This is a genomic window from Rhizobium sp. LCM 4573, from assembly GCF_001854865.1.
GTDB lineage: Bacteria > Pseudomonadota > Alphaproteobacteria > Rhizobiales > Rhizobiaceae > Neorhizobium.
Window position 1 is genome coordinate 186515 of the sequence record NZ_MDDW01000005.1, and the last position, 19657, is coordinate 206171.

Consider the following 19657-nt stretch of genomic DNA (forward strand, 5'->3'; position numbering starts at 1 on the left):
CGCGGTCCGGGCAAATGGAAGCCACACCATGATACAGTTCGCTTCATCAGGTTCCGATGGAGCGCTGTCGTCATACTTGGTACGCGAACCGCTTGACGCAGTAGTTGAGTTGCTTACGTCAAGCTGAGGTCTTAGCCGCTAAAACTTCTCTGAAAATCCCGCCACCAAACCGTGGCGGGTCGAAACTTCGAGGCTGGGGCTTCCCCACTCCGCGCCGTAGACCGGTATGTTGACCCGTTCGCGCCTCGCTATCAGGCTTGTGACCCTCGCATCGTCGTAGAGGCGTCAATGCCTGCCGGCTATCGTTGTCCCTCGCACCCGGATTGCCGGAGACGGTATGGAGGTAAGCCGGGGTGTGTGCCGGCGCTGGTGAACTGGTGCCGGGCTACCCTCCCGGCTTGGCCGACGGCACTGGTTGCGTATCCAGCGCTTCATAAGGTCGGGGCGCGTCGGCTTCCCCTTGTATTTGGTTGCGGCCGCGGAGTTGAACCGCCTGATCCTGCTTATGAGACAGGTGAGCGCACCGGCGCTTTTAACCGCATTAACTCTTCAAAACGAGAAACCCGCCGCACTAGGCGACGGGCTTGGGACGATGCACCACGAGAACGGAGCCGATACGGTGGTGCTCTGGTTGGCTCCGCGTACTTGGCAAACTAATGCGACCTTCGCCCACATGTTCCTTTTCGGGGCATTCACCTATTATTGCCCGATGAAACACTCAGACCGACGAGCCTTTGTTATCTTGTTCGCGTTCGCCGCAATCGTCTGCGCGCTGGTCTATGCCACTTCAGCCTGGATGACGGACAGCGGCGGAGATGTAGACACGAAGAGCAGCGTGACTGCCCCTCCGGCGTGACCCGACGGGGCTGAGCATGAACTGGATTAAGGGCACATTTCTGCTGATGGGCGGGAGGCGGATGATCTCCCAGCTTGGCCGTCGAGTATTCCCTTTCCTCATAGGAAGGTCCGACCGTACGCCAAATCACGCTGCGGAATATAGGTGATTTGCGCTCAGGCGACAAGCCTCCATCTCCTTGTCCATCTCCTTCAATTCATTGAGGATCGACAAAACATGTTGACGGCTGGCAGGTGACAAACCGTCGATTGCCGTCTCTGCCAGAATTCGAAGCGGCATCTTCTTCCGCTTTCCTTTTGGGAATATCAGGCCGAGCTTTTTGTTCAGCGCGTTGCGCCGGTACGACTGAGCTTTGGCGAGCCGCTCCTCGCGCTCCTGCTCCCATATCTTCTGCTTTTCGAAGTCTGCCAGCATCAAGCCGCCGATGTCGGTATCCTTAAAGGCGATCGGGCCGCGGTCCGGCGACGGGCGCATGAAGCACATGACCCCTTCGACACCCCTCACCTTCTCGAAATCGCGCTGGTGGATGTTCACGAAGGCATACCCGACGAGGAGCGGAAAGCGTTTCTCGCGCATCTTGTTCGTGCGCTGGTGCTGGGTGATGGCCCAGAAGGACGGCATGTAAACGTCAATCCCCTCATTCCGGAGATTGCGCTCGACGATGCTCTCGCCCTTGCGGCGCTCGCGTGTGGCCTTCTGCTCTTCCGTCTCGTCGTTCGCCGGCTCCAGGATACGCGCCATCCGCTGAGAGCCGGGCACAGTCCGGACAGCATACCAATTCGTTTCCGCCATTTTCATACCCTCGTATTCGAGCCGCCGCTCGGTGTCAGTTCGCTTTGCTCATGTCGGCATAAACGCCGAGATGCTCTTCGGTCTTCTGGAAGTAAATCTGCTGGAGCCGCTCATTCGGCTTGAACTCTGGAATCAGATCCGCGCGACCGCCGAGGGCCTCGAACTCCATGTGTGGGAACGGCACCYAGCTCACCGGGTCCTTGCCTTCATGCCAATCCGGATAGCCGAAGGCGTAAGCCTTGCCGCATTCCTCGCAGTTGTTCATGGCGAAGCTGACGGTCTTGTTCAGGCCGCCACACCAGGGGCAGCAGGCGCCATCCGCGAAGCACGAGACCGGCTGAGGAAGCCGGCGTAGCGCCTTGCTGAATTCTTCCATGTCGCTCATCTCGCTGCCTCCATAATCGCCTCGGCAACCGCCGCGGCCTTCTTTGGATCGTACCGGCCCATCTGGAGCCTCCGGGTATAGCCGCAGCAATCGCACATGGGCTCGTGATCGCCCTTCCAATCGCCCGACAGCCAGGCCTTGATCGTTTTCGCCTTCCGCGTCTCGTAGGCACCGCAGACGCAACGGACGACCCAATTGGCGCCGTTCGTGGTTACGATGTCAGCAGCGATGCCCAGGACGGTGAAGCGGCCGAATTTGGTTCCCTTCAGGTCTAGGAACGTGGACTGGCCCAGCTCCTGCACCGTCGGCCGCCTGACCGCGATTGGGTCATTCGTGTGGATCTTGTCCTTGTTCGGCGGTGACCACTCGAAATGCTCTCCCCTCGCCGCTACGCGGCCGGCAACCTTGTCACCTGGGAGAAGCGGGGCCACCGAGTACAGGTCTATGCGAGCGAGCCGGGTCATTCGATCCAACCCTTCCGCAGCGCCTTGGCAACGAGGCCAACTGTGTTTCCAGCGTCGAGCGCATGGATAGCCCGCTGGACGTCGTTGGTGACCTGGTTGATTGTGAGCTTGAGTTCGCCGGCCACTGCCTTTGCCGGCTTGCCGGTCGATAGGCCGTCGATCACCTGGAGCTGGCGTCTCGTCAATCCGATGATCTCGGTCTCGGGCGGTAAAGCAATCATGTGAAGCTCCTTTCGGAACGCGCCAGTTCGGCGGCGATGTATTCTTCTCGGGATTGGGGTTTCTGCAGGTGAGCTAAGCCGTTCGGCTTCGGAGGCGGCTTCTCGGGAGGTTTGGCAGGCCGGTCTTTCCAGCGGTCCTCAGACAGCCACTTCACCGGGTTGCACCACTGGCGATCGTCGGTCTTGGCCGCATAGGCTCGGGCACCGGCGAGGATTTCCTCGAGGCCGGCGCGCTTTAGGGCTTTGGAAAAGGCCGATCGGGCCGCAGGCTCTCCGACCTTGTTGGGGTAGATTTCCCAAAACTGTTCAAACCCGGAAGAAGGTTCGGGCGCGCGCGCGTCTTCCGAAGGAAGTCTGGTTATGGTTTCTGGAAGATGCTGTGGCGAACGCATAGCATTTGCTAGGCGCGCTTCTTTATCTTTCAATGCCTTAGCTCTTCCACCCTCCGCCCCTGCGGCGCTTCTCGATTGAGATTTACTCTCGCTTTTTTGAAGCTCTTTCGTAAGGCGGTTATGCCAGATGGCCTCACCGTCCACCTCGAAGAACGGCATGAGATCGTCTGCGATCGCCTTCCATTTCTTCACCGACATACGGGCGACACGGGCAAGCTTGGCCTCGTCGGCAGGCAGTTTCCCGCCGGCATTCCACATTGCCATCAGCAGCAGCATGTAAGCGCCGATCTGCTCGGTGCTCAGATGCAGGGTGTCACCGATGAAATCGGAGACGTAGAGCTGCATGAAGGGGCGTTCGCTCATTGGAACGCCTCCATGATGATCAGTTTCCTTGCCTTGGAGACGCCGCAGAACTTCCACCCCGCCTTGCGGAAGCAATAGCCCCAGACTGGATTGCCACGAACAATAGTCGGTGGGACGGAATAGGTGTCGATGTAGGTGAACAGGCGCTCGCCCGGCCACCGCTGCCAGGCTGCCGCCATAGCTGCTCGAAGGAGATCGCTGGCGAGTTCCTTGCTCTCGTTGCGGAAGACGGCACAGTTGACGCCTTCCTGCCCGTCAGCGCTCTTGAACTTCCGCCAGACACAGAGCGCTCGCGCATCGGCCGTCAACAAAACCAACTTTTCGCCTGGGCCGACGAAGATTTTCGGCTTGCGACCGTCAGCATAGATGTACCGGCTGTAGTGGCGATCGAAGATGGAACGAGCAGTGTCATTACCGTCCTTCACCTCCATCCAACCATCACCTATCAAGAACGGCTGCTCGCTCATGCTGCCCTCCTGACGATGCCGAGGTCTTCAAGCAGCCGGATAGGTTCGTCCCGGCCATGCGTAACGAAGAAGGGTATGCCGCGGTCGGTGCAGAGCGCCTGAAACTCGCGCTGCGGCTGGGTGAGCTTGCCTACCTCGGTCTTGAGTTCGAGATAGCCGTGAATGCCCGGACCGATGATGATCAGGTCCGGCAGGCCCTTGGTGAGGCCATACTGCCCCATGCTCCCCATGTTCGGGATCGTGGCCACCAGCGTTCCCGGCAGACCGAGAGCCTTCCAGTGTGCGACGACGGCTTTGTGGATTTGGGATTCCTTCATGCCGGCCTCCTGGCTCGGATCTCGCGCAGCTCGGCGCGGATACGGGCGTTGTGCCGGTTCCGAAGCTCTATCAGACGTTCCTTGTTCGCCTTCCGGTATTCCCTCTGGTAGTCGCTGCGGGAGGATTTTCCCTTTTCCTCATGGATGCGCTCCATCTCAGCATTGATGAGCCGGTCTGCCTCGTGCTCAGGAATGCCGAGGGCTTCGCTGATGGCGATCGTGTCGGGGCCAAAGAGGGCGTAGGCTTCGGAGAATGTCACGCGATAGCCCTCCCGTTGAAAGGAGTAGCGAGACGCGCACCGGCCCTCTTGAACGAAAAAACGAGAGACCACAAATCGAATATCGGCGCTGAGCCACAGCGCTTTCCTTGTTGATCACCAACGTTTTCAGTGAGGTAGAAATGATCGCGAAGATGTTCGACAGACCCGTCTACTTGAAAGAACGACGAGATCTGGTTCGAGAGATAAACTGCGTCGAAGATGCCATCGACTTTCTGGAGGATTGGCCGGAGCCGGATAAAGACCTCGACCATGAGGCCGCGCTTCGAACCTGCTACATGGCCCAAGACGGCCTGAAGCCGCTCCGGGTAGCTCGTGACGCGATCCGCGCCTTCGGAGCCAAGAAGGGTATCCTCATGAAGGCTCCGGCAGTCCGGCCGTGGATGATCAACCGCCAGTCCGGCGGTGGCCACGTTATCTTCTAAGCGATCGAGCGAGTTGGAGAGGCTGCAACCGCGGCCTCTCTGTTTGCGAGCGCTTGAGTTCCCGAAAATACCGCTCATGCTGCCACCTCGCGATAAGCGGCATAGTCCTCAGGACGTTCGAGCCTCTTCCGGCAGGGAGCTATCCAGCGCTGTCGCGTGTCCGTCTGACCTTTGACCCAGACGACCCAGGAGTATGCGGTCGCGCTGGACGCCTCTGGGTCCACGCGCCCTTTGACCATGGCAACGCGTTCGCAGAACTGTAGAACGAGCGCCGGCGGGTTATCGCGGAAAAGCTGCTCGTAGCGGCCAATACCTTCCAGAAAGGCCGAGCGCACAATAATCGCGCAACCTACTCGGCTCGTCTCCAGAGCACGCTCTACGAAACGATCGGCCAACGTGAACGGCGGGTTTGTGATCGTCCAATCCACCTGCTCTATCTGGTAGGGAAACAAGAAATCTTCGATCGCCCAGCCATAACCGTAGTCGGCGATGTCGCTAGCCTTCACCTCGGCGAAGTATTCGCGAAGTGGGCGGACCATGTAACCTCGGTTAGCCGCCGGCTCGCGGACGGTCTTTGCGGAAAGATCGTGACCGTGCTCCTTCAATGCTTCGCAGAGTGCACGCGTAGCCCATGGAGGAGTAGGAAAGTCGTCGAGCGATCTCTTTGGCTCGCTGCGCTGCTGCATCACGGCAGAGGAGGTGTTCTGGCTCATGCTGCCTCCCCTCCCCGATTTCTCCGCTCAAGCGCCTTCAGGTACGCGCCCTTGATCTCCTCGAACCGGGCGATGTCGTATTCCTTGGTGGCGATCTCGGTTTCAGGACGCGGGCGTTTAGAGCCGTGGCCATGGTCTTCAAGCCAGGTCTTGGCACTGGCAATGCGGCTTTCGAGCCATGCGATCATTTCGGAAGGGTCGGTCATTCGGCTGCCTCCATCATCCGAACAAGGCGAGCTGCGCCGGCGGAGCCTCGCGAGGCAAGCCGAGTTGCAAGAGTGCGGAGCGCATACGCTGCTTGAAGTGGGACAACTCCGTTTCCGAGCATGCGAAGTCGGTCCACGCGGCCAATGTCCAACCTGGAGGCCAGCCCATCAGCCACTCGACGAAAAGCGGGTTCAAGCTCCGGCGCGGCCGCGAGTGCGCTTCGCCAACCGTCGAGGTCGTTAGGTCCAGGTGGGAACAAAGTTGATCCGCCTGACCATTCATCAACAACTCGTTGTCTCGATCGCCGCTGCGGGACTTCCTGCCACCCTGCACGTCCGCAACCGATGGCGTGGACCACATCAAAGCTTCCGCTTGTTGCTCGATCGCCGGTGGGCTGCTCTGCCCCCCTTCCGCAAACGGACGCATGGCCTTCTCGCTCTTCCGATGCACTTGCGTCGGCGTGGACCAAAGCTTCGCGACCTCGTTCAACGGCCGGCTGTTGCTGCCGAAGCGTTCGTCTGTCGCTCCTTTCCAGTCCCTCGCCGAAGGCGTCGGCCTGGCCGACGCCTCCCACATCAGGATCGCGTCGTTCAGAGTGACACCATCGTGATGCTTGCTGTCCGGATTCGATCGGCCTGACGTGCGGTTCCGCGCTCCGAAGCTGTCGGTCACTACAGCCGTCGGCCACTGCGAGGATGATGATGCGTTCGCGCTGGTGGCTCGCGCCGACTTCTGCCGCCGTGAACAATCCTCCCTCAACCTCGAAACCAAGCTTGTGAAGGTCTCGGAATACGCGCTGCGCGCCAGCGATTTCGTCAGCTCCCGCGGCGAGCATCCCACCGACGTTCTCGATGACGACGAACCAAGCTCTGGATTGGACGATGATGCGGCGAGCCGTGGACCAGAGGTCGCGGGCGTCGTGGCTACCTTGCTTCCGRCCGGCGAGACTATGAGGCTGGCACGGGATGCCACCAATGAGGCCGTCAACTGCGCCACGCCATGCGCGGCCGTCGAAGGTTCGGGCATCGCTCCACACAGGAGCCGGATGAAGGAGGCCTTGTTCCATCGCTGCCACCAATGTCGCGACTGCGAAGGCTTCCCTCTCCACCATACAGACTGTTCGAGCGCTCTGAATTGCCAGCTCGACGCCGAGATCAAGCCCGGCTCCTCCGGTGCAGATGGAGAGGATGTTGAGGTGTTCGGGACGTAGAGCCACATTCAATCCTCGTCCCTAAGCTCTGGAGCCAGCCAGTATGCGAGCTGCTTCGATGAGCGCATGAGCCAGCGTCCGAGGGCTATGCGCTTGCATTTCCACCAGGAGCGCAGTGGCTCGATCGATCGCTGCATCAAGGTCTCGTGCTTCCTCTCGGCCATAGTCGATGCCTGCCTTTAGTTCGATTTCGCGCAGTTCTTCCCCGTCGATCGACACACGTGGATCGGCGTACCAGACGTCTTTTGTTCGTGAGACTGACCAGCCCATTTCCCGAGCGGCCACAGTGATGCGACGCTTTACGCTGCCGAGCGAAGGCGGCGCGATGCGCGTCCTTAGTGCTTCCTGGCAAAACTCTACTGTGCTCATTTTCGGATTTTTCCGACTGTTTTTCCGCATTATTCCGAAGCCTCCTGTGCGATCTTCGCCCTTGTTCAGAGGAGCTTTCAGATGCACCGGAGAGATGATGAAACAGACGGCGGGAAGCGCCTTGCCGGGCTCTTGCCCGCCGTCTCCGGTCCGCCTGGGCCAACCGTTATTCCATTCCGCAGAGCCAATTCCGCCGCTTCGTCTGGCTCTGCTGCTGGTGGCGATCCGCCGTCGCCGCCAGCCCCGTTCGTGCCTGTCGGTGATGCCGTCGCTGCCGTCGTGTTGAGACTGCGTGGTGGCTTTCCGAAGGTGAAAGTGTTGGCTTCCGGTCCTCGGGAGGAGGAGAAGGACCGGCAGCCCTGACGTGGTGGATGGAGGTTCCCCGCCCACGTCAATTCAGGAGACGCGCGCCCTGCACGATCTCGTTTTGGATACGGCTGGCTATGAGGGCTTCCACCTGCTCTTCGTCGTCCTGGCGGCGGGCACTCGGGATAACTTTCGATGCAGCGACCAGAGCCACAGAAACGAACCCGACGAAGCCGCCGACCAACACGCCAGCGAAGGCACCAGAAAGAAACTGTGTCATGCGAACCTCCTTGGGCGTGGAATTTGCTTACGATCATGGGCGGCGCGATGCTCGATGGCCCGCTGCGCAACCGCGTCGATGGATGATGGGGAGAGGATTGGCGTCATGCCGCGCCTCCGAAGAGGTTCGGCCACACGCGCCTCGCCACGACAGGAAACCGCTCATGAAGCCATTCACGCTCGCCAGTGTCGTAATCGTCGTCGGCAAGGAACGCGTAGCCGTCGCCGCATTCGTGCGCGCGGTCGCGCAGTTCCTCGTTCAGCGCCAGCCAAGCCTCCTCGCACTCGACGTGCTCGCGGTAGTCGACGAAGTAGCCGTCGAACTTTCCGGCGCAGTAGAAATGGCTTTCCCCTTGCGGGATCGACTTCCGGCAGTGCTCGCAGGAATGGCCCTTGCGCCCGACTACCGTCTTTCGGGAGAAGAATTCGTAGCTCATGCGACCTCCCTCTCCTCCATTGCGGCCATGCAGGACCGGCAATGCTTCGTGCCGTATCCGCCGCACTGCTCGCCTGGGTTCAGGCAATGAGGACGGAGTGGAGATTTGGCCGGTGCAGACCTGACGAGTGCACCGGCTGTTGCAGCGGTGGAGGTCTGAGCGGTTACATGGTCGCCTCCTGTGTTGGCGTCGGCGCTGCTTCCTTCATCGAGACTTACGCGCACGGCGCTGGGGGCTTCGGCTTCGCCTTGAGAGGCCGGAGCGGATTCGGTCGCCGGGCTTTCACCGGCTCCAGCATGGGTCACGCTACCGTCTTCCGTTTCCGGGACTGCCTTACGGGCGTTTTCCGCTGGCAGGGAATGGACGGCTCGGCCGCCAGGCATCTCCTCGCGGTCCATCTCGTTTGCCGTTTCCGGCGAATTGGTGTTGGTGGCTTGCCCCGATTTGGCGTCTGTATGAGCCGACTGTTCGTCGGGCCGGCCTGGATGAGCGGCAGGGCGCCCTTCCATTTTTTCGCCGCCGGCATCGGAGCTTGGTATGCTCGGTTCGCCACCGGAAACCGCCAAGGTTGCGGGCCGGCTATAACTGGACGCAGAGATTTCCTTGGCTTCGCTCTCTGCTGGCGAAGGGGGTACGATGGGGGCATCGTCCGAAGCTTGGTGTTCTTCCGCCTCTTCCTGGGCGATCATGATATCGACGGCGGCGATCAGCGCGGCGCGACCGGTTTCTGTCTGCATGCCGGTGACGACCGTATGTGCGAGCTTGGCGTCGAGGACTTCGCCGGTTTCGGGGTCGTGCGGCTCTTCGAAGAGATCGCCCTGCACCATCCCGAGCGCATGGAGGTAGGTGGCGAGCACCATTTCTTCCTCTATGCGCTCCTGGTCGTCCTTCTTCCGAAGGGAAACCACCTGCTTGAGGATTTTGGTGTTGAAGCCCATGGCTTTGGCCTCGCCGTAGACGTCCTTGATGTCGTCGGCGATGGTCTTCTTTTCTTCTTCGAGGCGCTCGATGCGCTCAATGAAGGCGCGGAGTTGGTCGCGGGCTACGCCGTGTGCGTTCGTCATGCTGCAGTCTCCAGCACCGGTGCAAAATCAGATGGACGGATGTCGAGACCGCGTTCGCGAGCAGCTTCAAGAATGGCCGGGATATGCCAGTGAGGCACGACACCGCCGGTCCCGCCTTTCTCTTTCGGCATGCGCCAGCGCATGACGGTGTGCGGCTGGACGTTGGTCACCTCAGCGAGAGGCTTCAAGCCCTTGAACTTCTTGATAATCGTGTTTGCCGGTTCGCATCTCATACCAGCAATGTACGTTATTCATACAGTTTAGGCAATAGTGAATGTACGATTTTCCTAAATGCATGTTTTTCGGGCTTGTGCGAAAATTGTACAATGACTGACGCACCGACCGACATGTATCTGGATTGGATCCGGGAAGCCCTGAAACAGCCGGGCAAAACTCAGGTAGGCCTTGCCGCCCACCTCGGGATCGCGCATCCGCAGATCACGCAGCTTCTGAAAGGAAAGCGGAAGCTCAAGGTCAACGAGATACCGAAAATCGCGGCCTATCTGGGCGTTGACCCGCCGGTGGGCGAATTCAAGCCCTCGTTATCTCAATGGGTGCCGGCACGAAAGGCCGGGATCGTGGCGGCGGGTCTATTCCGCGAAGTCGACGAGTTCGACCAGTCGGAGCCGGAAGAGATCACCGTCCCGCGCGATGAGAATTTTCCCAACGCTCGACAGCTCACCTTTGAGGTAGAGGGAGACAGCATGAATGAGCTGCGCCCTCGCCCGATCTTGCCAGGCGATACGGTAGTGGCAACCGCCTACGGGGATATTGCACACCGCGTGGTTCTCCGCGACGGCATGGTCGTGGTCGTCCAGCGCTCGCGCGATGCCGGCCTGATGCGTGAATGGTCGATCAAGCAGATCGAAATTTACGAGGATCGGACGGAATTCCATCCGCGTTCGAGCAACCCGAAGCACAAGCCGATCATTGTGCATCGACAGTTCGATACTGACGATGGAGTGTCAGTCGAGGTGATCGCCGTTGTACGAATGGTGATGAACGCTATGCCGGGGTTCTGATGATAAGCCTTCGATCAGCCGCCGAAATCGTCAAAACGTTGAACGAGATCGATGAAACCTCAGAGATCGAGGCGAAAGAGATTTCTGGCAACACGGTGGGGAAATCGATCTACGAGACCATCTGTGCGTTCTCGAATGAGCCGGACCTGGGTGGCGGAACGATCCTACTTGGCGTCAAGAAGGAAGTATCTCTATTCTCATTCTACGCGGCTAGTGGAGTCAAAGATCCAGACAAAATAGCGCTTGAGATCGCCACCAACTGCAACACGCTCTTCAACGTTCCGCTCAGAGTGGAGATTAAGACCGAAGCAGTGGATGGACTGAACGTCGTTAGAGTTAATGTCCCGGAGGTTCCGGGCCACCAAAAGCCGATTTATATCAAAGGGCAAATGCTGCCGCGAGGAGCCTTCAGGCGTATTGGGAGCGCGGACGTACGGTGCACAGAAGAAGACCTTTTAGTCTTCTACCATGGGAAGCAGAACAAAGCTTTCGACACACATGTCATCGATGACGCTTCAATGGATGACATCGATCCTGCGGCCATATCTGCGTATCGGAAGGCACGGGCAGAGAGCAACGCGGAAGCKGAGGAACTGAACTGGACGGATGAGGAGTTGCTGCACGCAGTCGGTGCGCTTCGCCGCCTCGACGGGAAGCTCAGAGTTACTGCAGCCGGAGTTTTGATATTCGGAAAAACCCACGCGATTCGAAGGCTATTTCCTGTTCACCGCATCGACTATATTCGCGTGCCTGGGCGAGTTTGGATCTCGGATCCAGAAAACCGCTTTGAATCAATCGACATGCGCGGACCGATGATCCTTATTATCTCAAGGATCATCGCTGCAATTACAGACGATCTACCGAAAACTTTTCGACTAGAAGACAACCGGTCTGGGCAGAGAACGGATCTTCCCATATTGCCCGTCCGCGTTCTTCGCGAGGCGGTTGTGAATGCACTAATGCACCGGAACTACCAGATACATCAGCCAATCCAGATAATCAGATACTCGAACCGACTGGTGATTAAAAATCCTGGCTACTCTTTGAAAGCTGAGGAGAAGTTCGACGATCCAGGCTCCATAAGCAGGAATCCGCATATCGCAGCTATATTACACGACACCAGGTTCGCGGAGAATAAAGGCAGCGGCATACGTGTAATGAGAGAGCAACTGGAGGGCACCGGCCTATCGGCCCCATCCCTGGATTCCGACCGCGTAAATGATACGTTTACGGCCATCTTCCTCTTCCATCATTTCCTGAACCGGTCCGACTGGGAGTGGTTGAAGCAGTTCTCGGATCTCGATTTATCTGAGGACCAAAAGCGGGCACTGATCTTCGTTCGAGAAGTTGGCGCGATCGATAATCAGACGTTCAGATCTTTCAGCCGTGTCGATACCCTTTCTGCCAGCAGAAGTTTAAAAAAGATGCGCGATTTAGAGTTGCTAGTCCTCAAGGGCAGCAGCTCAAAAACATATTACGAGGCGGGCCCGCGCCTAATAGAAGCGCAGGAAGACCCGGAGCTTACCTTAGGAGTTAACTCCCAAGACAAAGCCCCGAACTCCCAAGATAACTCCGAAATCTCGATAAAGGACGTCCCCGCTAAACTCAGAGTTCAGATCCAAGCGATAGCCCTGGGACGACGCGCTCCCCCTGAAAAAATGTTCGCGCTGATCGAAGCGCTCTGCAGCTGGAGGCCACTTTCAGCCTCCGAACTGGCAAAGCTATTGGAACGATCTAACATCTACGTCGCGCAATCTTATCTTTACCCGATGATCAAGGATGAGCGACTGAGTTTTCTCTACCCGGAGATGAAAAATCATCCAAATCAGAAGTATGTAGCAAATAAGCGACCATCGCAGCAGGCGCGCTGAGCTTACGCCACAAATCTCTTCAAAGGTGCTTGGTGGAATTCCATACAAGCGTCTGCGATCTCCTGAATGAACCAACGCCTCGGCTCCTCGCACATCCGACTTACCCCCTCCCCGTCGATGAAGTTCATCACCGGCAGGACGCGGAAATCGTCTTCGTCACCGACTGGTGCAAAAGGGAGCAGCTTGAAGCTGTAGCCGGGAAACCGATTGCCGAGATAATGCTCCATCCTCTCCTTGGAATTGGTGATTTCATGCCGGCGATCGAACGGCGGCACGATGATGAATTCCAGCACTTCCCTATCCATAACGCTTTCCTCCGCTGATCGCGAAAAGGCGGCCGATGACGCTTTCACAGTGGCCGCAAAAGAACGGCAGGTTGTCGAGGTAGCCCTCCTCCGCCAATGCACACGGATCATCCGATAGCTCAGCACCCGGCCGCGGCTCCAGGACCCTTGAACTTTCACGCAAGCAGTTCTCGCAACGAATGTGCAGCCGCACAGGCGACTGTGATCTCGCTAATTCCAGCCCCATCATTTGTTCTCCTTTCGTTCTTACGAAAACAGAACCGGGACGAAGAGTCGAGAGTGATTCGGCTTGAACGTTAAGATTCTTCATTCAGCGCCATATGTAAGTTTTTCATACATTCATACTTGACGGCGATGTATGATTTGCGTACATTCTCCCCATCAGCCGCCCCGAACACCTCGCAAGAGAAACTCCGACGGGACGGCGGCAAGATGAGGACCGACAATGCAGCACTTCGAGCAAATGAACCGCACGACCGACGCGCTTCGCTTCGCCGTGCAGGATTTGTCGGAAGCCATCGAGCGCGCCCGCCGCAAGCACCGCAAGGGCGAGATGATCACCGGCCGGAACTATCTGCGCCAGATCAGGGACGTCTACGAGCTGCAGGTGAAGGCCGATGCCCTCGGCGCGACCGGCCCGCTCGTCGAGCCTCTGATGCCTGACGTCTTCAATAGCCAGCTTGTCGGCCGCACCGCCGAAGAACGCAAGGCGCTGGAATGGAAGGGCGTGTTCGCCCGCTTCCCGTTCCCTATCCCCCACCATTTCAAGATCGCAGCGGAGTAAGCCGCCATGAACGAACGCATCCATTTCCCGCTGGCGAAGCTGGCAGCCTCCGAACTGCTCGAGGCTCTCGTCGCTGCTCAGTACGACACGAAGCACAGCAACATTCATCGCGAGACGGTCGAGCATCAGTTCACCGACCTCGCCCGCGAGCTGGGCTTCGCCGTCTATCCCCTCAAGCAGATGGAAGCCGCAGAATGAGCGAGATCGTCTGTTTCGAGGCTGGGCAGGTATGCGGTCGCAAAGGGTGCGACGGGATCATCCAGCAGCATTCGTCTGATAGCGGGTGCTCATGCCACATCAACCCACCGTGCAGCTTTTGCACAACGCCTCGCGAGTACTGCGAGGCGTGTGGATGGGATGCGGCAGATGATCTCGTGGTTGAGGCGGAAGGAACTGTTTATTTCGCGCCAATCCCATTCGTTGAGAAGGTCCGGCGCGTCTTAGACCCCTCCAAGATCGACTACACGATCAGCATGCACAGCAATAGCTCGCAGAAGGTTGAGGGGGTCTACCCACCGGAAACCACCCGCGCAGAGGTTGAGGCCCGCGTGAAAGGCACCTTTGGCGGTCGTTTCGAACGGTTCGGCGGCGGCAAGTTCACCTATATCGCGTACACGGATTGAGGTGGACATGCAAACCCACTGCACCATCCGAGCCTTTGACGGCTGTTCTTGCGCTCCCGGCGAATGCCGGTCTGTCGCGATCGATCTTGGCCGCTTCACAAAGACCCGCGACATGCGCGGCGTCTTCACCCCCACCATTGCCGACTACCTGATCGTCATAGCCCTTTTCCTGGCTGTCGTCGGTATCGGCCTCACCATCAACGAGCTGCGGGACATGGACCGGCGGCACGAAATCGCAGGGAGAGTTTAATGTCAGCAGCAGTGTTGCATATGCCGGAGAAAGACACGGTCGACATCGTCGCCATCGTTGAGCAGAACCCCTCCTCCGTCCTTCTCGACGACAACCTCTATGATCGCTTCCTTGCCCACCTGGACGAGAAGATCAAGGATTTCGTTCCTGACCTTTCGACGGTCACCAGCCGGAAGAAGATCGCTTCCGAAGCCTACAAGATCACCCGTTACAAGACGGCGATCGACGATGCCGGCAAGAAGCTGAACGAGGACGCGCGCAAACAGATCAACGCCGTCGATGCTAAGCGCCGGACAGTAAAGTCCGATTTGGACGAGCGAGCCGCCCTTGCGCGTCGGTCCCTTGACCAATGGGAAGCCCAAGAAGAAGCCCGGATCGAATATTGCGAGTCGTTCCTCAAGGCTATCGAGGACTGCGGTAACGGCTTCATCGGCGGCGAGCCGCAGGCTTTCCCGGTCCTCCTTCGCGAACTCGAACAGAAACTCGTCGTCACCTCCGAATTGGCAGAGTTCGAGGACCAGGCACGCACCGCCCATCGGATCGCTACCGACAAGCTGACAGCGGCATTCGAGGCCCATAAGCGAGCCGAAGCCGACCGCATCGAACTGGAAAAGCTTCGCGCCGAAAAGGAAGAGCGCGACCGGGCCGAAGCGGAACGTCTCGAAAAGGAACGGCTCGCCAAGGAAGCCGCCGAGCGTCAGCGGCTGGAAAAGGAACGGCAGGAGCGCGAAGCGGCCGAACAGAAGGCACGGGAAGAGCGTGCCGCCCAACTCGCCCGAGAGCAGGCGGAACGCGAGGCTCGGGAAGCAATCGCCAGGGCCGAGGCTGAGGCCCGCGCCGTGCGCGAAGAAGCGGAACGGAAGGAACGCGAGCGCCAGGAGGCCATCCACCGCGAAATCGCGGAGCGCGAGGCTCGCGAGCGCGACCGGGAGCACCGCGGTCGCCTGATGGGTGAGGTCAAAGCCGCCCTCATGGCCCAGGGCGCGGGCGAAGCCACCGCCAAGAAAATCGTTCTGGCGATCATTGCCGGTGAAATCCCTCACGTAAAGATGGAGTTCTGATCATGAACCAGCTCGCTAAAATGGCGGAAGGTACGCAGGCCGCTCGATACGATGAGCCCGCGAACCAGGGCGATGGCCTTCTCGGTATCATCGAACGCCTTGCCAGCAACAAGAGCATGGACGTCGCGAAGTTCGAGGCCATCGTCAAGGTCCGTGCCGATGAGCAGGAGCGACTTCGTCGTATCGAGCGTGAGGATCGGGAAGACATGGCCCGCCGCGAGTGGCTTGCCGCCTTCTCTGCCGTCCAATCGGAAATAGGCCCGATTTTTCGGACAAACGACAACGAGCATAYGAAATCCAAATACGCCGACCTCGCGGATATTGAGCGCGTCGTCACGCCGATCCTGACCAAACATGGCTTTTCCACCACATCGGCGCCTGTCCCGTGCGACGTTCCCGGCCACATCCGCATGAGGCTGGTTATCGGCCACTCCGGCGGGCATGAGAAGATCTACGAGGACGATTTCCCTCTGGACGCCACCGGATCCGGCGGCCGTGTCAACAAGACTGCGATCCAAGCCAAGGGAAGCACTCAGACTTATGCCCGCCGCTACCTGAAAGCGAGTGCACTCGACCTCGCCTTCATGGATGACAAGGACGGCAACGCACCTGCTCCAGAGGATGATGTCGGCCTCACTGAGGACCAGTTGGCACAGCTTCGGAAGGCAATTGAGGACGCCGACGCCGATATCGAAAAATTCTGCCGGTTCTTCAAGATTGAGGCGCTTCCCGATCTCCCGGCAAGGGAATTCGAACGCGCCATGTCCATGATTGGACAGCGGAGGGCTCGGGCATGATCCAGATTTTTGATTGCGATCAGAATACAGCCGAGTGGTTCGCAGCTCGTGCCGGCATCCCGACAGCGTCCGAATTTCATACCGTCATGGCCTCCGGCCGTGGTGGTGGAGAAAGCAAGACCCGCAAGACCTACCTGTACAAGCTGGCCGGCGAGGTCATTACCGGTGAGGCCGTGGAAGGCTATACCAATTCTCACATGGAGCGCGGGCACGCCATGGAGGTCGAGGCCCGCGAGATGTACTCGTTTATCGCCGATGCTGACATCCAGCGTGTCGGATTTGTCCGCAACGGCGACAAGGGAGCCAGCCCGGACGGCCTCATCGGCACCAACGGCATGTTCGAGGCTAAGTCGAAACTCCCGCACCTTCTCATTGAATGCCTTATGCGCGATGACTTCCCGCCGGAGCATAAAGCTCAGTGCCAGGGCGCGCTTTGGGTAGCAGAGCGCGAATGGATCGATATCGTCGTCTACTGGCCGAAACTCCCGCTGTTCGTGAAGCGCGCTTACCGGGACGAGGCTTACATCGCCACCATCGCCACCGCAGTGAAGCAGTTCAACGAGGAGCTTGCCGAGATCGTCGATCAGGTTCGCCGCTATGGCGCGCCGCCCGCCAACAGCAATCAGGCTGAACTCGATGCACTTCGGCAGCATCCGTTGATGGCGGGCTGACCATGATCAAGAAGTCTCCCGAGCACCCACCGTTTTATCTCGTCCGCGATGGTGACCGCCTCATCGGCGAAATGGAAATGGATCGCGGAATGATCCGAGAGTTCCCGGTCGGCCAGCGCATCCAGGCTGACCTTCGGACCGGTCGAGTGCCCAGYCGCCTCCGCTTCTATTTCAAGTTCCTGCGGGAAGTCGTGAAAGCGACAGAATGTGCGCCGCACCCTAAGGCCCTGCATCAGATGGTGAAGCTCCGGACCGGCTACACCGATGACGTCATCATCAGCGGCTACGTGGTCAAGGTTCCGTCGTCCGTCTCTTTCGAGAGCATGGACGAGCCGACCTTCGAAGGCTTCCTCAACAACGCAATCCGCTTCATCGCCTCCGAGTTCGGCGTGAYGCCGGAGGATGTGATGCCTGAGCGGCAGGATCGGAGGAGATCGGCGTGACCCCGAAGCAGATCCACATCCTTCAGCACACCCTCGGCCTCGACCAGCATGGACGCGGCACTTTTTACCGAAACCACTTCGTCACCGGCGAAGGCAGCAAGGATCACGCGGATTGCATGGCTCTTGTCGACCTGGGCTTCATGGCTGTTCGTCGCGATCATCCGCTGAGTGGCGGAGATGACTGCTTTTGGGCGACGGAACAAGGCAAGCGCGCCGTCGTATCGGAAAGCCCTGCCCCTCCGAAGCTCTCGCGCAGCAAACAGCGATACCTCGACTTCCTGGCCTACGATGGGTCCATGACCTTCATGGAGTACATCAGGTGGCGGGACTACCGTGATCGGAGGTCGGCATGAGCGAAGCTCTCGACCACCTCATCAAAAAGGGCTCGTATTTCTACCGCCCGAACAAGCAGGGCTACACGAGCTTCAAGTTCGACGCCGGCCGGTACACGAAGGCGGATGCCGAGGCGGAAGCTTCGGTAGAACCGTGGCACATGAAGGCGATCCATCAGGACGACGTGCCGGAGGATACCGCGCCGGATAAGCACATCGCCAAGCTGCGGACCGCCATGGAAACAGCGCTGCGGATCATCGACCAAAAAATCAAGGCCGTCGAAGCAAAGCCGGAAAGTGAGTTCGGTTCTGATTTCTACGGCGACCCGAGTGTGCCCGGCGGCACGTTCGCATGGAGCAAGAAGGACGAAGAGCTTCATTACCTTCGCCGCGATGCCCAGGCCCTACGGGCAGCATTGGGGGTGTCGGTATGATCGACTGGCAGAAAACCGCCTCCCACGTCATCGGCGAAGTTCACCGCAACCTGCCGGCCGATGCCGACCTTGCCGCCCGCAAGAAGGCACTCCGCGCGGCTCGCCCATGGGAGTTCGGCGCGACGAGCTGGGGCAAGAAGGTCTGGGCGAAGCACTCCCGCGCCTACCTCGAAAAGTTCGGGCTGCCGCCGCTCAAGGCGAAGGCCATCGAAAACCACCTCTCACCGCTTGAGCGCATGATCGCAAAGGCAAAGGCAGGTGACGCATGACCGACCGCCCCATCCTTTTCAGCGGTTCAATGATCCGCGCCAATCGTCAGGGCCTGAAGACCAACACCCGCCGGGAGCTGAAGCCTCAGCCAAAGGTGATGAAGAACGGCGGCTGGTATAGGCCATTCCCGCAAGAGCCGACGAATTGGCAATATGCCTTGGGTGGCATCATTCATGCGTATGCCAAAGTGCGCATTGTAGAAGGCGATCGCCTTTGGGTCCGTGAGACTTGGTCGCATACGGGGGATCATGTGTTCTCGATCTCGGAAGCGCGTAGATGCCCTTTCGGCCACGCAATTTACCAAGCCGACGAGAACCCGGAATATCCGCACGCCAAGTTCTGGCCTTCGATCCATATGCCACGCGAGTTCTCTCGCATGACGCTGATCGTCACCGGTGTGAAGATCGAACGGCTAAAGGACATCAGCCGGGAAGACGCCATCGCCGAAGGGCTTGAGTGGGTCGCTCCGACTTACGGAATCCCCGGCATTGCCTCGACCTGGCACGGCGACCCGCGCGAAAGCTACTTCGCCCTCTGGGATCACATCAACGGCGCCGGAGCAGCGGCCAAGAACCCTTGGGTTGTTGCCTACGCTTACACCGTCCATCTCTGCAACATAGACCAGATGAGGGAAGCGGCATGACCACCATCAACGATCACCTCAAGCGCTATCCCAACGCCCGCCCTTCCACCCTCGCCGATCTTGCCCGCCGAGAAGAGACGACGGAACGCCTCCGGAAGGAGATCGAAGCTCAGAAGCGCGCGAAGGTCTCTTGGTTCCGGCGCCTGTTCGGGAGGCGAGCATGAGCCGCCGTGAGTTCACCCCAACCCAGCGCCGCGAGATCGTCACTCGGGCAAAGCGCGGCGGCCGCTTCATCCATTGCGAGGGATGCGGCCAGGTGCTGGGCGCCAAGCGATACGAGATCGACCATATCATTCCGGAAGGTCTCCGGCCGGAAGCAGATAAGCAACGGAAGATCACCATCGCGGAGGGTCAGCTCCTTGGTACAGAGTGCTGCCACCGCGGCGAGAACGGCAAGACGAAGAAAGATCAACGGCAGATCGCGAAGTCCAATCGTCAGTTCGACAAGTCGCAGGGGCTGAAGCGTCCCAAGCAACCCATCCCCGGTAGGGGTTTCCCCAAATCCGAAAAATCAGAACGCCGGCAGGCAAAGCCTCAGCTTTCCCCGCGTTCACTCTTCGAGGCAAAGCCATGAGCCTGAATGATACCTCCGCTCCCACGCAACGT

Annotated in this window: 34 protein-coding genes and 2 pseudogenes; 18 read left to right on the plus strand and 18 right to left on the minus strand. The window is 59.1% G+C overall.

The genetic code is table 11. From position 1 onward, the window contains the following. Window positions 1-484: 484 nt before the first annotated feature. On the plus strand, window positions 485-856 hold the full coding sequence (locus tag LCM4573_RS11835; protein ID WP_131818957.1) for a hypothetical protein: 372 nt from the start codon (window positions 485-487) through the stop codon (window positions 854-856). A gap of 126 nt (window positions 857-982) precedes the next feature. On the opposite strand, the gene LCM4573_RS11840 is transcribed toward LCM4573_RS11835, so the two are convergent. From LCM4573_RS11840 to LCM4573_RS11875, 8 genes are read right to left on the minus strand one after another with little or no spacing between them, the layout of a single operon-like run. Further along, window positions 983-1648, minus strand: coding sequence for a transcription termination/antitermination NusG family protein (locus tag LCM4573_RS11840; protein ID WP_071006608.1), 666 nt, complete (start codon window positions 1646-1648; stop codon window positions 983-985). A 34-nt stretch (window positions 1649-1682) separates the two neighbouring features. Then, entirely contained in the window at window positions 1683-2033 is a 351-nt protein-coding gene (locus tag LCM4573_RS11845; protein WP_244505298.1) for a hypothetical protein, read from the minus strand. Further along, window positions 2030-2497, minus strand: a complete 468-nt coding sequence (locus LCM4573_RS11850) for a hypothetical protein (protein WP_071006484.1) — start codon at window positions 2495-2497, stop codon at window positions 2030-2032. Before LCM4573_RS11850 ends, LCM4573_RS11845 begins: the two co-directional genes overlap by 4 nt. Further along, window positions 2494-2718 (minus strand): LuxR C-terminal-related transcriptional regulator, encoded by a 225-nt coding sequence (locus LCM4573_RS11855; RefSeq protein ID WP_071006485.1) that lies wholly within the window; start codon window positions 2716-2718, stop codon window positions 2494-2496. Before LCM4573_RS11855 ends, LCM4573_RS11850 begins: the two co-directional genes overlap by 4 nt. Further along, window positions 2715-3473 carry a DUF1376 domain-containing protein gene (locus tag LCM4573_RS11860; RefSeq protein WP_071006486.1) on the minus strand — a complete coding sequence of 253 codons (759 nt, stop codon included), beginning with the start codon at window positions 3471-3473 and terminating at the stop codon, window positions 2715-2717. Before LCM4573_RS11860 ends, LCM4573_RS11855 begins: the two co-directional genes overlap by 4 nt. Further along, a complete protein-coding gene (locus LCM4573_RS11865) occupies window positions 3470-3940 on the minus strand; it encodes a hypothetical protein (RefSeq protein ID WP_071006487.1) in 471 nt (156 codons plus the stop codon). Before LCM4573_RS11865 ends, LCM4573_RS11860 begins: the two co-directional genes overlap by 4 nt. Continuing rightward, on the minus strand, window positions 3937-4257 hold the full coding sequence (locus LCM4573_RS11870; protein WP_071006488.1) for a VRR-NUC domain-containing protein: 321 nt from the start codon (window positions 4255-4257) through the stop codon (window positions 3937-3939). The genes LCM4573_RS11865 and LCM4573_RS11870 overlap by 4 nt, the downstream gene beginning before the upstream one ends. Then, window positions 4254-4517 carry a hypothetical protein gene (locus LCM4573_RS11875; protein ID WP_071006489.1) on the minus strand — a complete coding sequence of 88 codons (264 nt, stop codon included), beginning with the start codon at window positions 4515-4517 and terminating at the stop codon, window positions 4254-4256. Before LCM4573_RS11875 ends, LCM4573_RS11870 begins: the two co-directional genes overlap by 4 nt. A 140-nt stretch (window positions 4518-4657) precedes the next feature. Here LCM4573_RS11875 and LCM4573_RS11880 point away from each other — a divergent pair, with 140 nt between their 5' ends. Further along, window positions 4658-4960, plus strand: coding sequence for a DUF982 domain-containing protein (locus LCM4573_RS11880; protein WP_071006490.1), 303 nt, complete (start codon window positions 4658-4660; stop codon window positions 4958-4960). A 74-nt stretch (window positions 4961-5034) separates the two neighbouring features. Here LCM4573_RS11880 and LCM4573_RS11885 read toward each other — a convergent pair whose 3' ends face one another. The 9 genes and pseudogenes from LCM4573_RS11885 to LCM4573_RS11930 form a co-directional block, all read right to left on the minus strand. After that, on the minus strand, window positions 5035-5673 hold the full coding sequence (locus LCM4573_RS11885) for a methyltransferase (RefSeq protein ID WP_071006491.1): 639 nt from the start codon (window positions 5671-5673) through the stop codon (window positions 5035-5037). Further along, on the minus strand, window positions 5670-5879 hold the full coding sequence (locus LCM4573_RS11890; RefSeq protein WP_071006492.1) for a hypothetical protein: 210 nt from the start codon (window positions 5877-5879) through the stop codon (window positions 5670-5672). Before LCM4573_RS11890 ends, LCM4573_RS11885 begins: the two co-directional genes overlap by 4 nt. Window positions 5880-5892: 13 nt before the next feature. Next, the gene (locus LCM4573_RS28525) at window positions 5893-6552 is read right to left on the minus strand and encodes a hypothetical protein (protein ID WP_244505299.1); all 660 of its coding nucleotides are present in this window, start codon (window positions 6550-6552) and stop codon (window positions 5893-5895) included. 67 nt (window positions 6553-6619) lie between these two features. After that, window positions 6620-7096 (minus strand): annotated as a pseudogene (locus LCM4573_RS28920) (DNA cytosine methyltransferase); the annotation flags it as partial. A 15-nt stretch (window positions 7097-7111) separates the two neighbouring features. Next, entirely contained in the window at window positions 7112-7489 is a 378-nt protein-coding gene (locus LCM4573_RS11910; protein WP_071006496.1) for a hypothetical protein, read from the minus strand. A gap of 361 nt (window positions 7490-7850) precedes the next feature. Continuing rightward, the gene (locus LCM4573_RS11915) at window positions 7851-8045 is read right to left on the minus strand and encodes a hypothetical protein (RefSeq protein WP_071006497.1); all 195 of its coding nucleotides are present in this window, start codon (window positions 8043-8045) and stop codon (window positions 7851-7853) included. 103 nt (window positions 8046-8148) lie between these two features. Then, on the minus strand, window positions 8149-8481 hold the full coding sequence (locus LCM4573_RS11920) for a hypothetical protein (RefSeq protein ID WP_071006498.1): 333 nt from the start codon (window positions 8479-8481) through the stop codon (window positions 8149-8151). Between the two features lie 818 nt (window positions 8482-9299). Continuing rightward, window positions 9300-9545, minus strand: a pseudogene (locus LCM4573_RS11925) (DUF2312 domain-containing protein); the annotation flags it as partial. After that, entirely contained in the window at window positions 9542-9733 is a 192-nt protein-coding gene (locus LCM4573_RS11930; protein WP_131818958.1) for a hypothetical protein, read from the minus strand. The pseudogene LCM4573_RS11925 and the gene LCM4573_RS11930, both read right to left, overlap by 4 nt. A 138-nt stretch (window positions 9734-9871) precedes the next feature. On the opposite strand from LCM4573_RS11930, the gene LCM4573_RS11935 reads away from it, so the two are divergent. Beyond that, a complete protein-coding gene (locus LCM4573_RS11935; protein ID WP_071006500.1) occupies window positions 9872-10567 on the plus strand; it encodes a helix-turn-helix domain-containing protein in 696 nt (231 codons plus the stop codon). After that, window positions 10567-12438: an ATP-binding protein gene (locus LCM4573_RS11940; RefSeq protein ID WP_071006501.1), complete on the plus strand. Its 1872-nt coding sequence runs from the start codon at window positions 10567-10569 to the stop codon at window positions 12436-12438. Before LCM4573_RS11935 ends, LCM4573_RS11940 begins: the two co-directional genes overlap by 1 nt. Window positions 12439-12440: 2 nt before the next feature. Here the strand turns inward: LCM4573_RS11940 and LCM4573_RS11945 are convergent, their stop codons facing one another. Further along, a complete protein-coding gene (locus tag LCM4573_RS11945; protein ID WP_071006502.1) occupies window positions 12441-12743 on the minus strand; it encodes a hypothetical protein in 303 nt (100 codons plus the stop codon). A 445-nt stretch (window positions 12744-13188) separates the two neighbouring features. On the opposite strand from LCM4573_RS11945, the gene LCM4573_RS11955 reads away from it, so the two are divergent. From LCM4573_RS11955 to LCM4573_RS12015, 14 genes are read left to right on the plus strand one after another with little or no spacing between them, the layout of a single operon-like run. After that, window positions 13189-13527 carry a hypothetical protein gene (locus LCM4573_RS11955; RefSeq protein WP_071006503.1) on the plus strand — a complete coding sequence of 113 codons (339 nt, stop codon included), beginning with the start codon at window positions 13189-13191 and terminating at the stop codon, window positions 13525-13527. A 6-nt stretch (window positions 13528-13533) separates the two neighbouring features. Then, on the plus strand, window positions 13534-13725 hold the full coding sequence (locus LCM4573_RS11960; protein ID WP_071006504.1) for a hypothetical protein: 192 nt from the start codon (window positions 13534-13536) through the stop codon (window positions 13723-13725). Then, a complete protein-coding gene (locus tag LCM4573_RS11965; protein ID WP_071006505.1) occupies window positions 13722-14150 on the plus strand; it encodes a hypothetical protein in 429 nt (142 codons plus the stop codon). Before LCM4573_RS11960 ends, LCM4573_RS11965 begins: the two co-directional genes overlap by 4 nt. A 7-nt stretch (window positions 14151-14157) precedes the next feature. Further along, window positions 14158-14400: a hypothetical protein gene (locus LCM4573_RS11970; RefSeq protein ID WP_071006506.1), complete on the plus strand. Its 243-nt coding sequence runs from the start codon at window positions 14158-14160 to the stop codon at window positions 14398-14400. Continuing rightward, complete coding sequence (locus tag LCM4573_RS11975) at window positions 14400-15461, plus strand: hypothetical protein (RefSeq protein ID WP_071006507.1); 1062 nt, start codon at window positions 14400-14402, stop codon at window positions 15459-15461. Before LCM4573_RS11970 ends, LCM4573_RS11975 begins: the two co-directional genes overlap by 1 nt. A gap of 2 nt (window positions 15462-15463) precedes the next feature. Then, entirely contained in the window at window positions 15464-16258 is a 795-nt protein-coding gene (locus tag LCM4573_RS11980) for an ERF family protein (protein ID WP_071006508.1), read from the plus strand. Continuing rightward, window positions 16255-16929: a lambda exonuclease family protein gene (locus tag LCM4573_RS11985; protein ID WP_071006509.1), complete on the plus strand. Its 675-nt coding sequence runs from the start codon at window positions 16255-16257 to the stop codon at window positions 16927-16929. Before LCM4573_RS11980 ends, LCM4573_RS11985 begins: the two co-directional genes overlap by 4 nt. A gap of 2 nt (window positions 16930-16931) precedes the next feature. Then, window positions 16932-17372 carry a hypothetical protein gene (locus tag LCM4573_RS11990; protein ID WP_071006510.1) on the plus strand — a complete coding sequence of 147 codons (441 nt, stop codon included), beginning with the start codon at window positions 16932-16934 and terminating at the stop codon, window positions 17370-17372. Next, window positions 17369-17725, plus strand: a complete 357-nt coding sequence (locus LCM4573_RS11995; protein ID WP_071006511.1) for a hypothetical protein — start codon at window positions 17369-17371, stop codon at window positions 17723-17725. Before LCM4573_RS11990 ends, LCM4573_RS11995 begins: the two co-directional genes overlap by 4 nt. After that, window positions 17722-18138, plus strand: coding sequence for a hypothetical protein (locus LCM4573_RS12000; RefSeq protein WP_071006512.1), 417 nt, complete (start codon window positions 17722-17724; stop codon window positions 18136-18138). The genes LCM4573_RS11995 and LCM4573_RS12000 overlap by 4 nt, the downstream gene beginning before the upstream one ends. Continuing rightward, on the plus strand, window positions 18135-18407 hold the full coding sequence (locus tag LCM4573_RS12005; RefSeq protein ID WP_071006513.1) for a hypothetical protein: 273 nt from the start codon (window positions 18135-18137) through the stop codon (window positions 18405-18407). The genes LCM4573_RS12000 and LCM4573_RS12005 overlap by 4 nt, the downstream gene beginning before the upstream one ends. Continuing rightward, a complete protein-coding gene (locus tag LCM4573_RS12010) occupies window positions 18404-19051 on the plus strand; it encodes a hypothetical protein (RefSeq protein ID WP_071006514.1) in 648 nt (215 codons plus the stop codon). Before LCM4573_RS12005 ends, LCM4573_RS12010 begins: the two co-directional genes overlap by 4 nt. Then, window positions 19048-19215, plus strand: a complete 168-nt coding sequence (locus tag LCM4573_RS28075) for a hypothetical protein (RefSeq protein WP_157895501.1) — start codon at window positions 19048-19050, stop codon at window positions 19213-19215. Before LCM4573_RS12010 ends, LCM4573_RS28075 begins: the two co-directional genes overlap by 4 nt. Continuing rightward, window positions 19212-19625, plus strand: a complete 414-nt coding sequence (locus tag LCM4573_RS12015) for a hypothetical protein (protein ID WP_071006515.1) — start codon at window positions 19212-19214, stop codon at window positions 19623-19625. The genes LCM4573_RS28075 and LCM4573_RS12015 overlap by 4 nt, the downstream gene beginning before the upstream one ends. Window positions 19626-19657: the final 32 nt, after the last annotated feature.

Excerpts from the sequence above, each read along its gene's own strand:
- LCM4573_RS12000 (WP_071006512.1), top strand. The coding sequence starts at position 17,722 with ATGAGCGAAGCTCTCGACCACCTCATCAAAAAGGGCTCGTATTTCTAC.
- LCM4573_RS11970 (WP_071006506.1), top strand. The coding sequence starts at position 14,158 with ATGCAAACCCACTGCACCATCCGAGCCTTTGACGGCTGTTCTTGCGCT.
- LCM4573_RS11880 (WP_071006490.1), top strand. The coding sequence starts at position 4,658 with ATGATCGCGAAGATGTTCGACAGACCCGTCTACTTGAAAGAACGACGA.
- LCM4573_RS11840 (WP_071006608.1), bottom strand. The coding sequence starts at position 1,648 with ATGGCGGAAACGAATTGGTATGCTGTCCGGACTGTGCCCGGCTCTCAG.
- LCM4573_RS28075 (WP_157895501.1), top strand. The coding sequence starts at position 19,048 with ATGACCACCATCAACGATCACCTCAAGCGCTATCCCAACGCCCGCCCT.
- LCM4573_RS12010 (WP_071006514.1), top strand. The coding sequence starts at position 18,404 with ATGACCGACCGCCCCATCCTTTTCAGCGGTTCAATGATCCGCGCCAAT.
- LCM4573_RS11910 (WP_071006496.1), bottom strand. The coding sequence starts at position 7,489 with ATGCGGAAAAACAGTCGGAAAAATCCGAAAATGAGCACAGTAGAGTTT.
- LCM4573_RS11885 (WP_071006491.1), bottom strand. The coding sequence starts at position 5,673 with ATGAGCCAGAACACCTCCTCTGCCGTGATGCAGCAGCGCAGCGAGCCA.
- LCM4573_RS11870 (WP_071006488.1), bottom strand. The coding sequence starts at position 4,257 with ATGAAGGAATCCCAAATCCACAAAGCCGTCGTCGCACACTGGAAGGCT.
- LCM4573_RS11890 (WP_071006492.1), bottom strand. The coding sequence starts at position 5,879 with ATGACCGACCCTTCCGAAATGATCGCATGGCTCGAAAGCCGCATTGCC.
- LCM4573_RS11920 (WP_071006498.1), bottom strand. The coding sequence starts at position 8,481 with ATGAGCTACGAATTCTTCTCCCGAAAGACGGTAGTCGGGCGCAAGGGC.
- LCM4573_RS11965 (WP_071006505.1), top strand. The coding sequence starts at position 13,722 with ATGAGCGAGATCGTCTGTTTCGAGGCTGGGCAGGTATGCGGTCGCAAA.
- LCM4573_RS11855 (WP_071006485.1), bottom strand. The coding sequence starts at position 2,718 with ATGATTGCTTTACCGCCCGAGACCGAGATCATCGGATTGACGAGACGC.
- LCM4573_RS12015 (WP_071006515.1), top strand. The coding sequence starts at position 19,212 with ATGAGCCGCCGTGAGTTCACCCCAACCCAGCGCCGCGAGATCGTCACT.
- LCM4573_RS12005 (WP_071006513.1), top strand. The coding sequence starts at position 18,135 with ATGATCGACTGGCAGAAAACCGCCTCCCACGTCATCGGCGAAGTTCAC.
- LCM4573_RS11850 (WP_071006484.1), bottom strand. The coding sequence starts at position 2,497 with ATGACCCGGCTCGCTCGCATAGACCTGTACTCGGTGGCCCCGCTTCTC.
- LCM4573_RS11985 (WP_071006509.1), top strand. The coding sequence starts at position 16,255 with ATGATCCAGATTTTTGATTGCGATCAGAATACAGCCGAGTGGTTCGCA.
- LCM4573_RS11860 (WP_071006486.1), bottom strand. The coding sequence starts at position 3,473 with ATGAGCGAACGCCCCTTCATGCAGCTCTACGTCTCCGATTTCATCGGT.
- LCM4573_RS11945 (WP_071006502.1), bottom strand. The coding sequence starts at position 12,743 with ATGGATAGGGAAGTGCTGGAATTCATCATCGTGCCGCCGTTCGATCGC.
- LCM4573_RS11975 (WP_071006507.1), top strand. The coding sequence starts at position 14,400 with ATGTCAGCAGCAGTGTTGCATATGCCGGAGAAAGACACGGTCGACATC.
- LCM4573_RS11865 (WP_071006487.1), bottom strand. The coding sequence starts at position 3,940 with ATGAGCGAGCAGCCGTTCTTGATAGGTGATGGTTGGATGGAGGTGAAG.
- LCM4573_RS11915 (WP_071006497.1), bottom strand. The coding sequence starts at position 8,045 with ATGACACAGTTTCTTTCTGGTGCCTTCGCTGGCGTGTTGGTCGGCGGC.
- LCM4573_RS11960 (WP_071006504.1), top strand. The coding sequence starts at position 13,534 with ATGAACGAACGCATCCATTTCCCGCTGGCGAAGCTGGCAGCCTCCGAA.
- LCM4573_RS11955 (WP_071006503.1), top strand. The coding sequence starts at position 13,189 with ATGCAGCACTTCGAGCAAATGAACCGCACGACCGACGCGCTTCGCTTC.
- LCM4573_RS11935 (WP_071006500.1), top strand. The coding sequence starts at position 9,872 with ATGACTGACGCACCGACCGACATGTATCTGGATTGGATCCGGGAAGCC.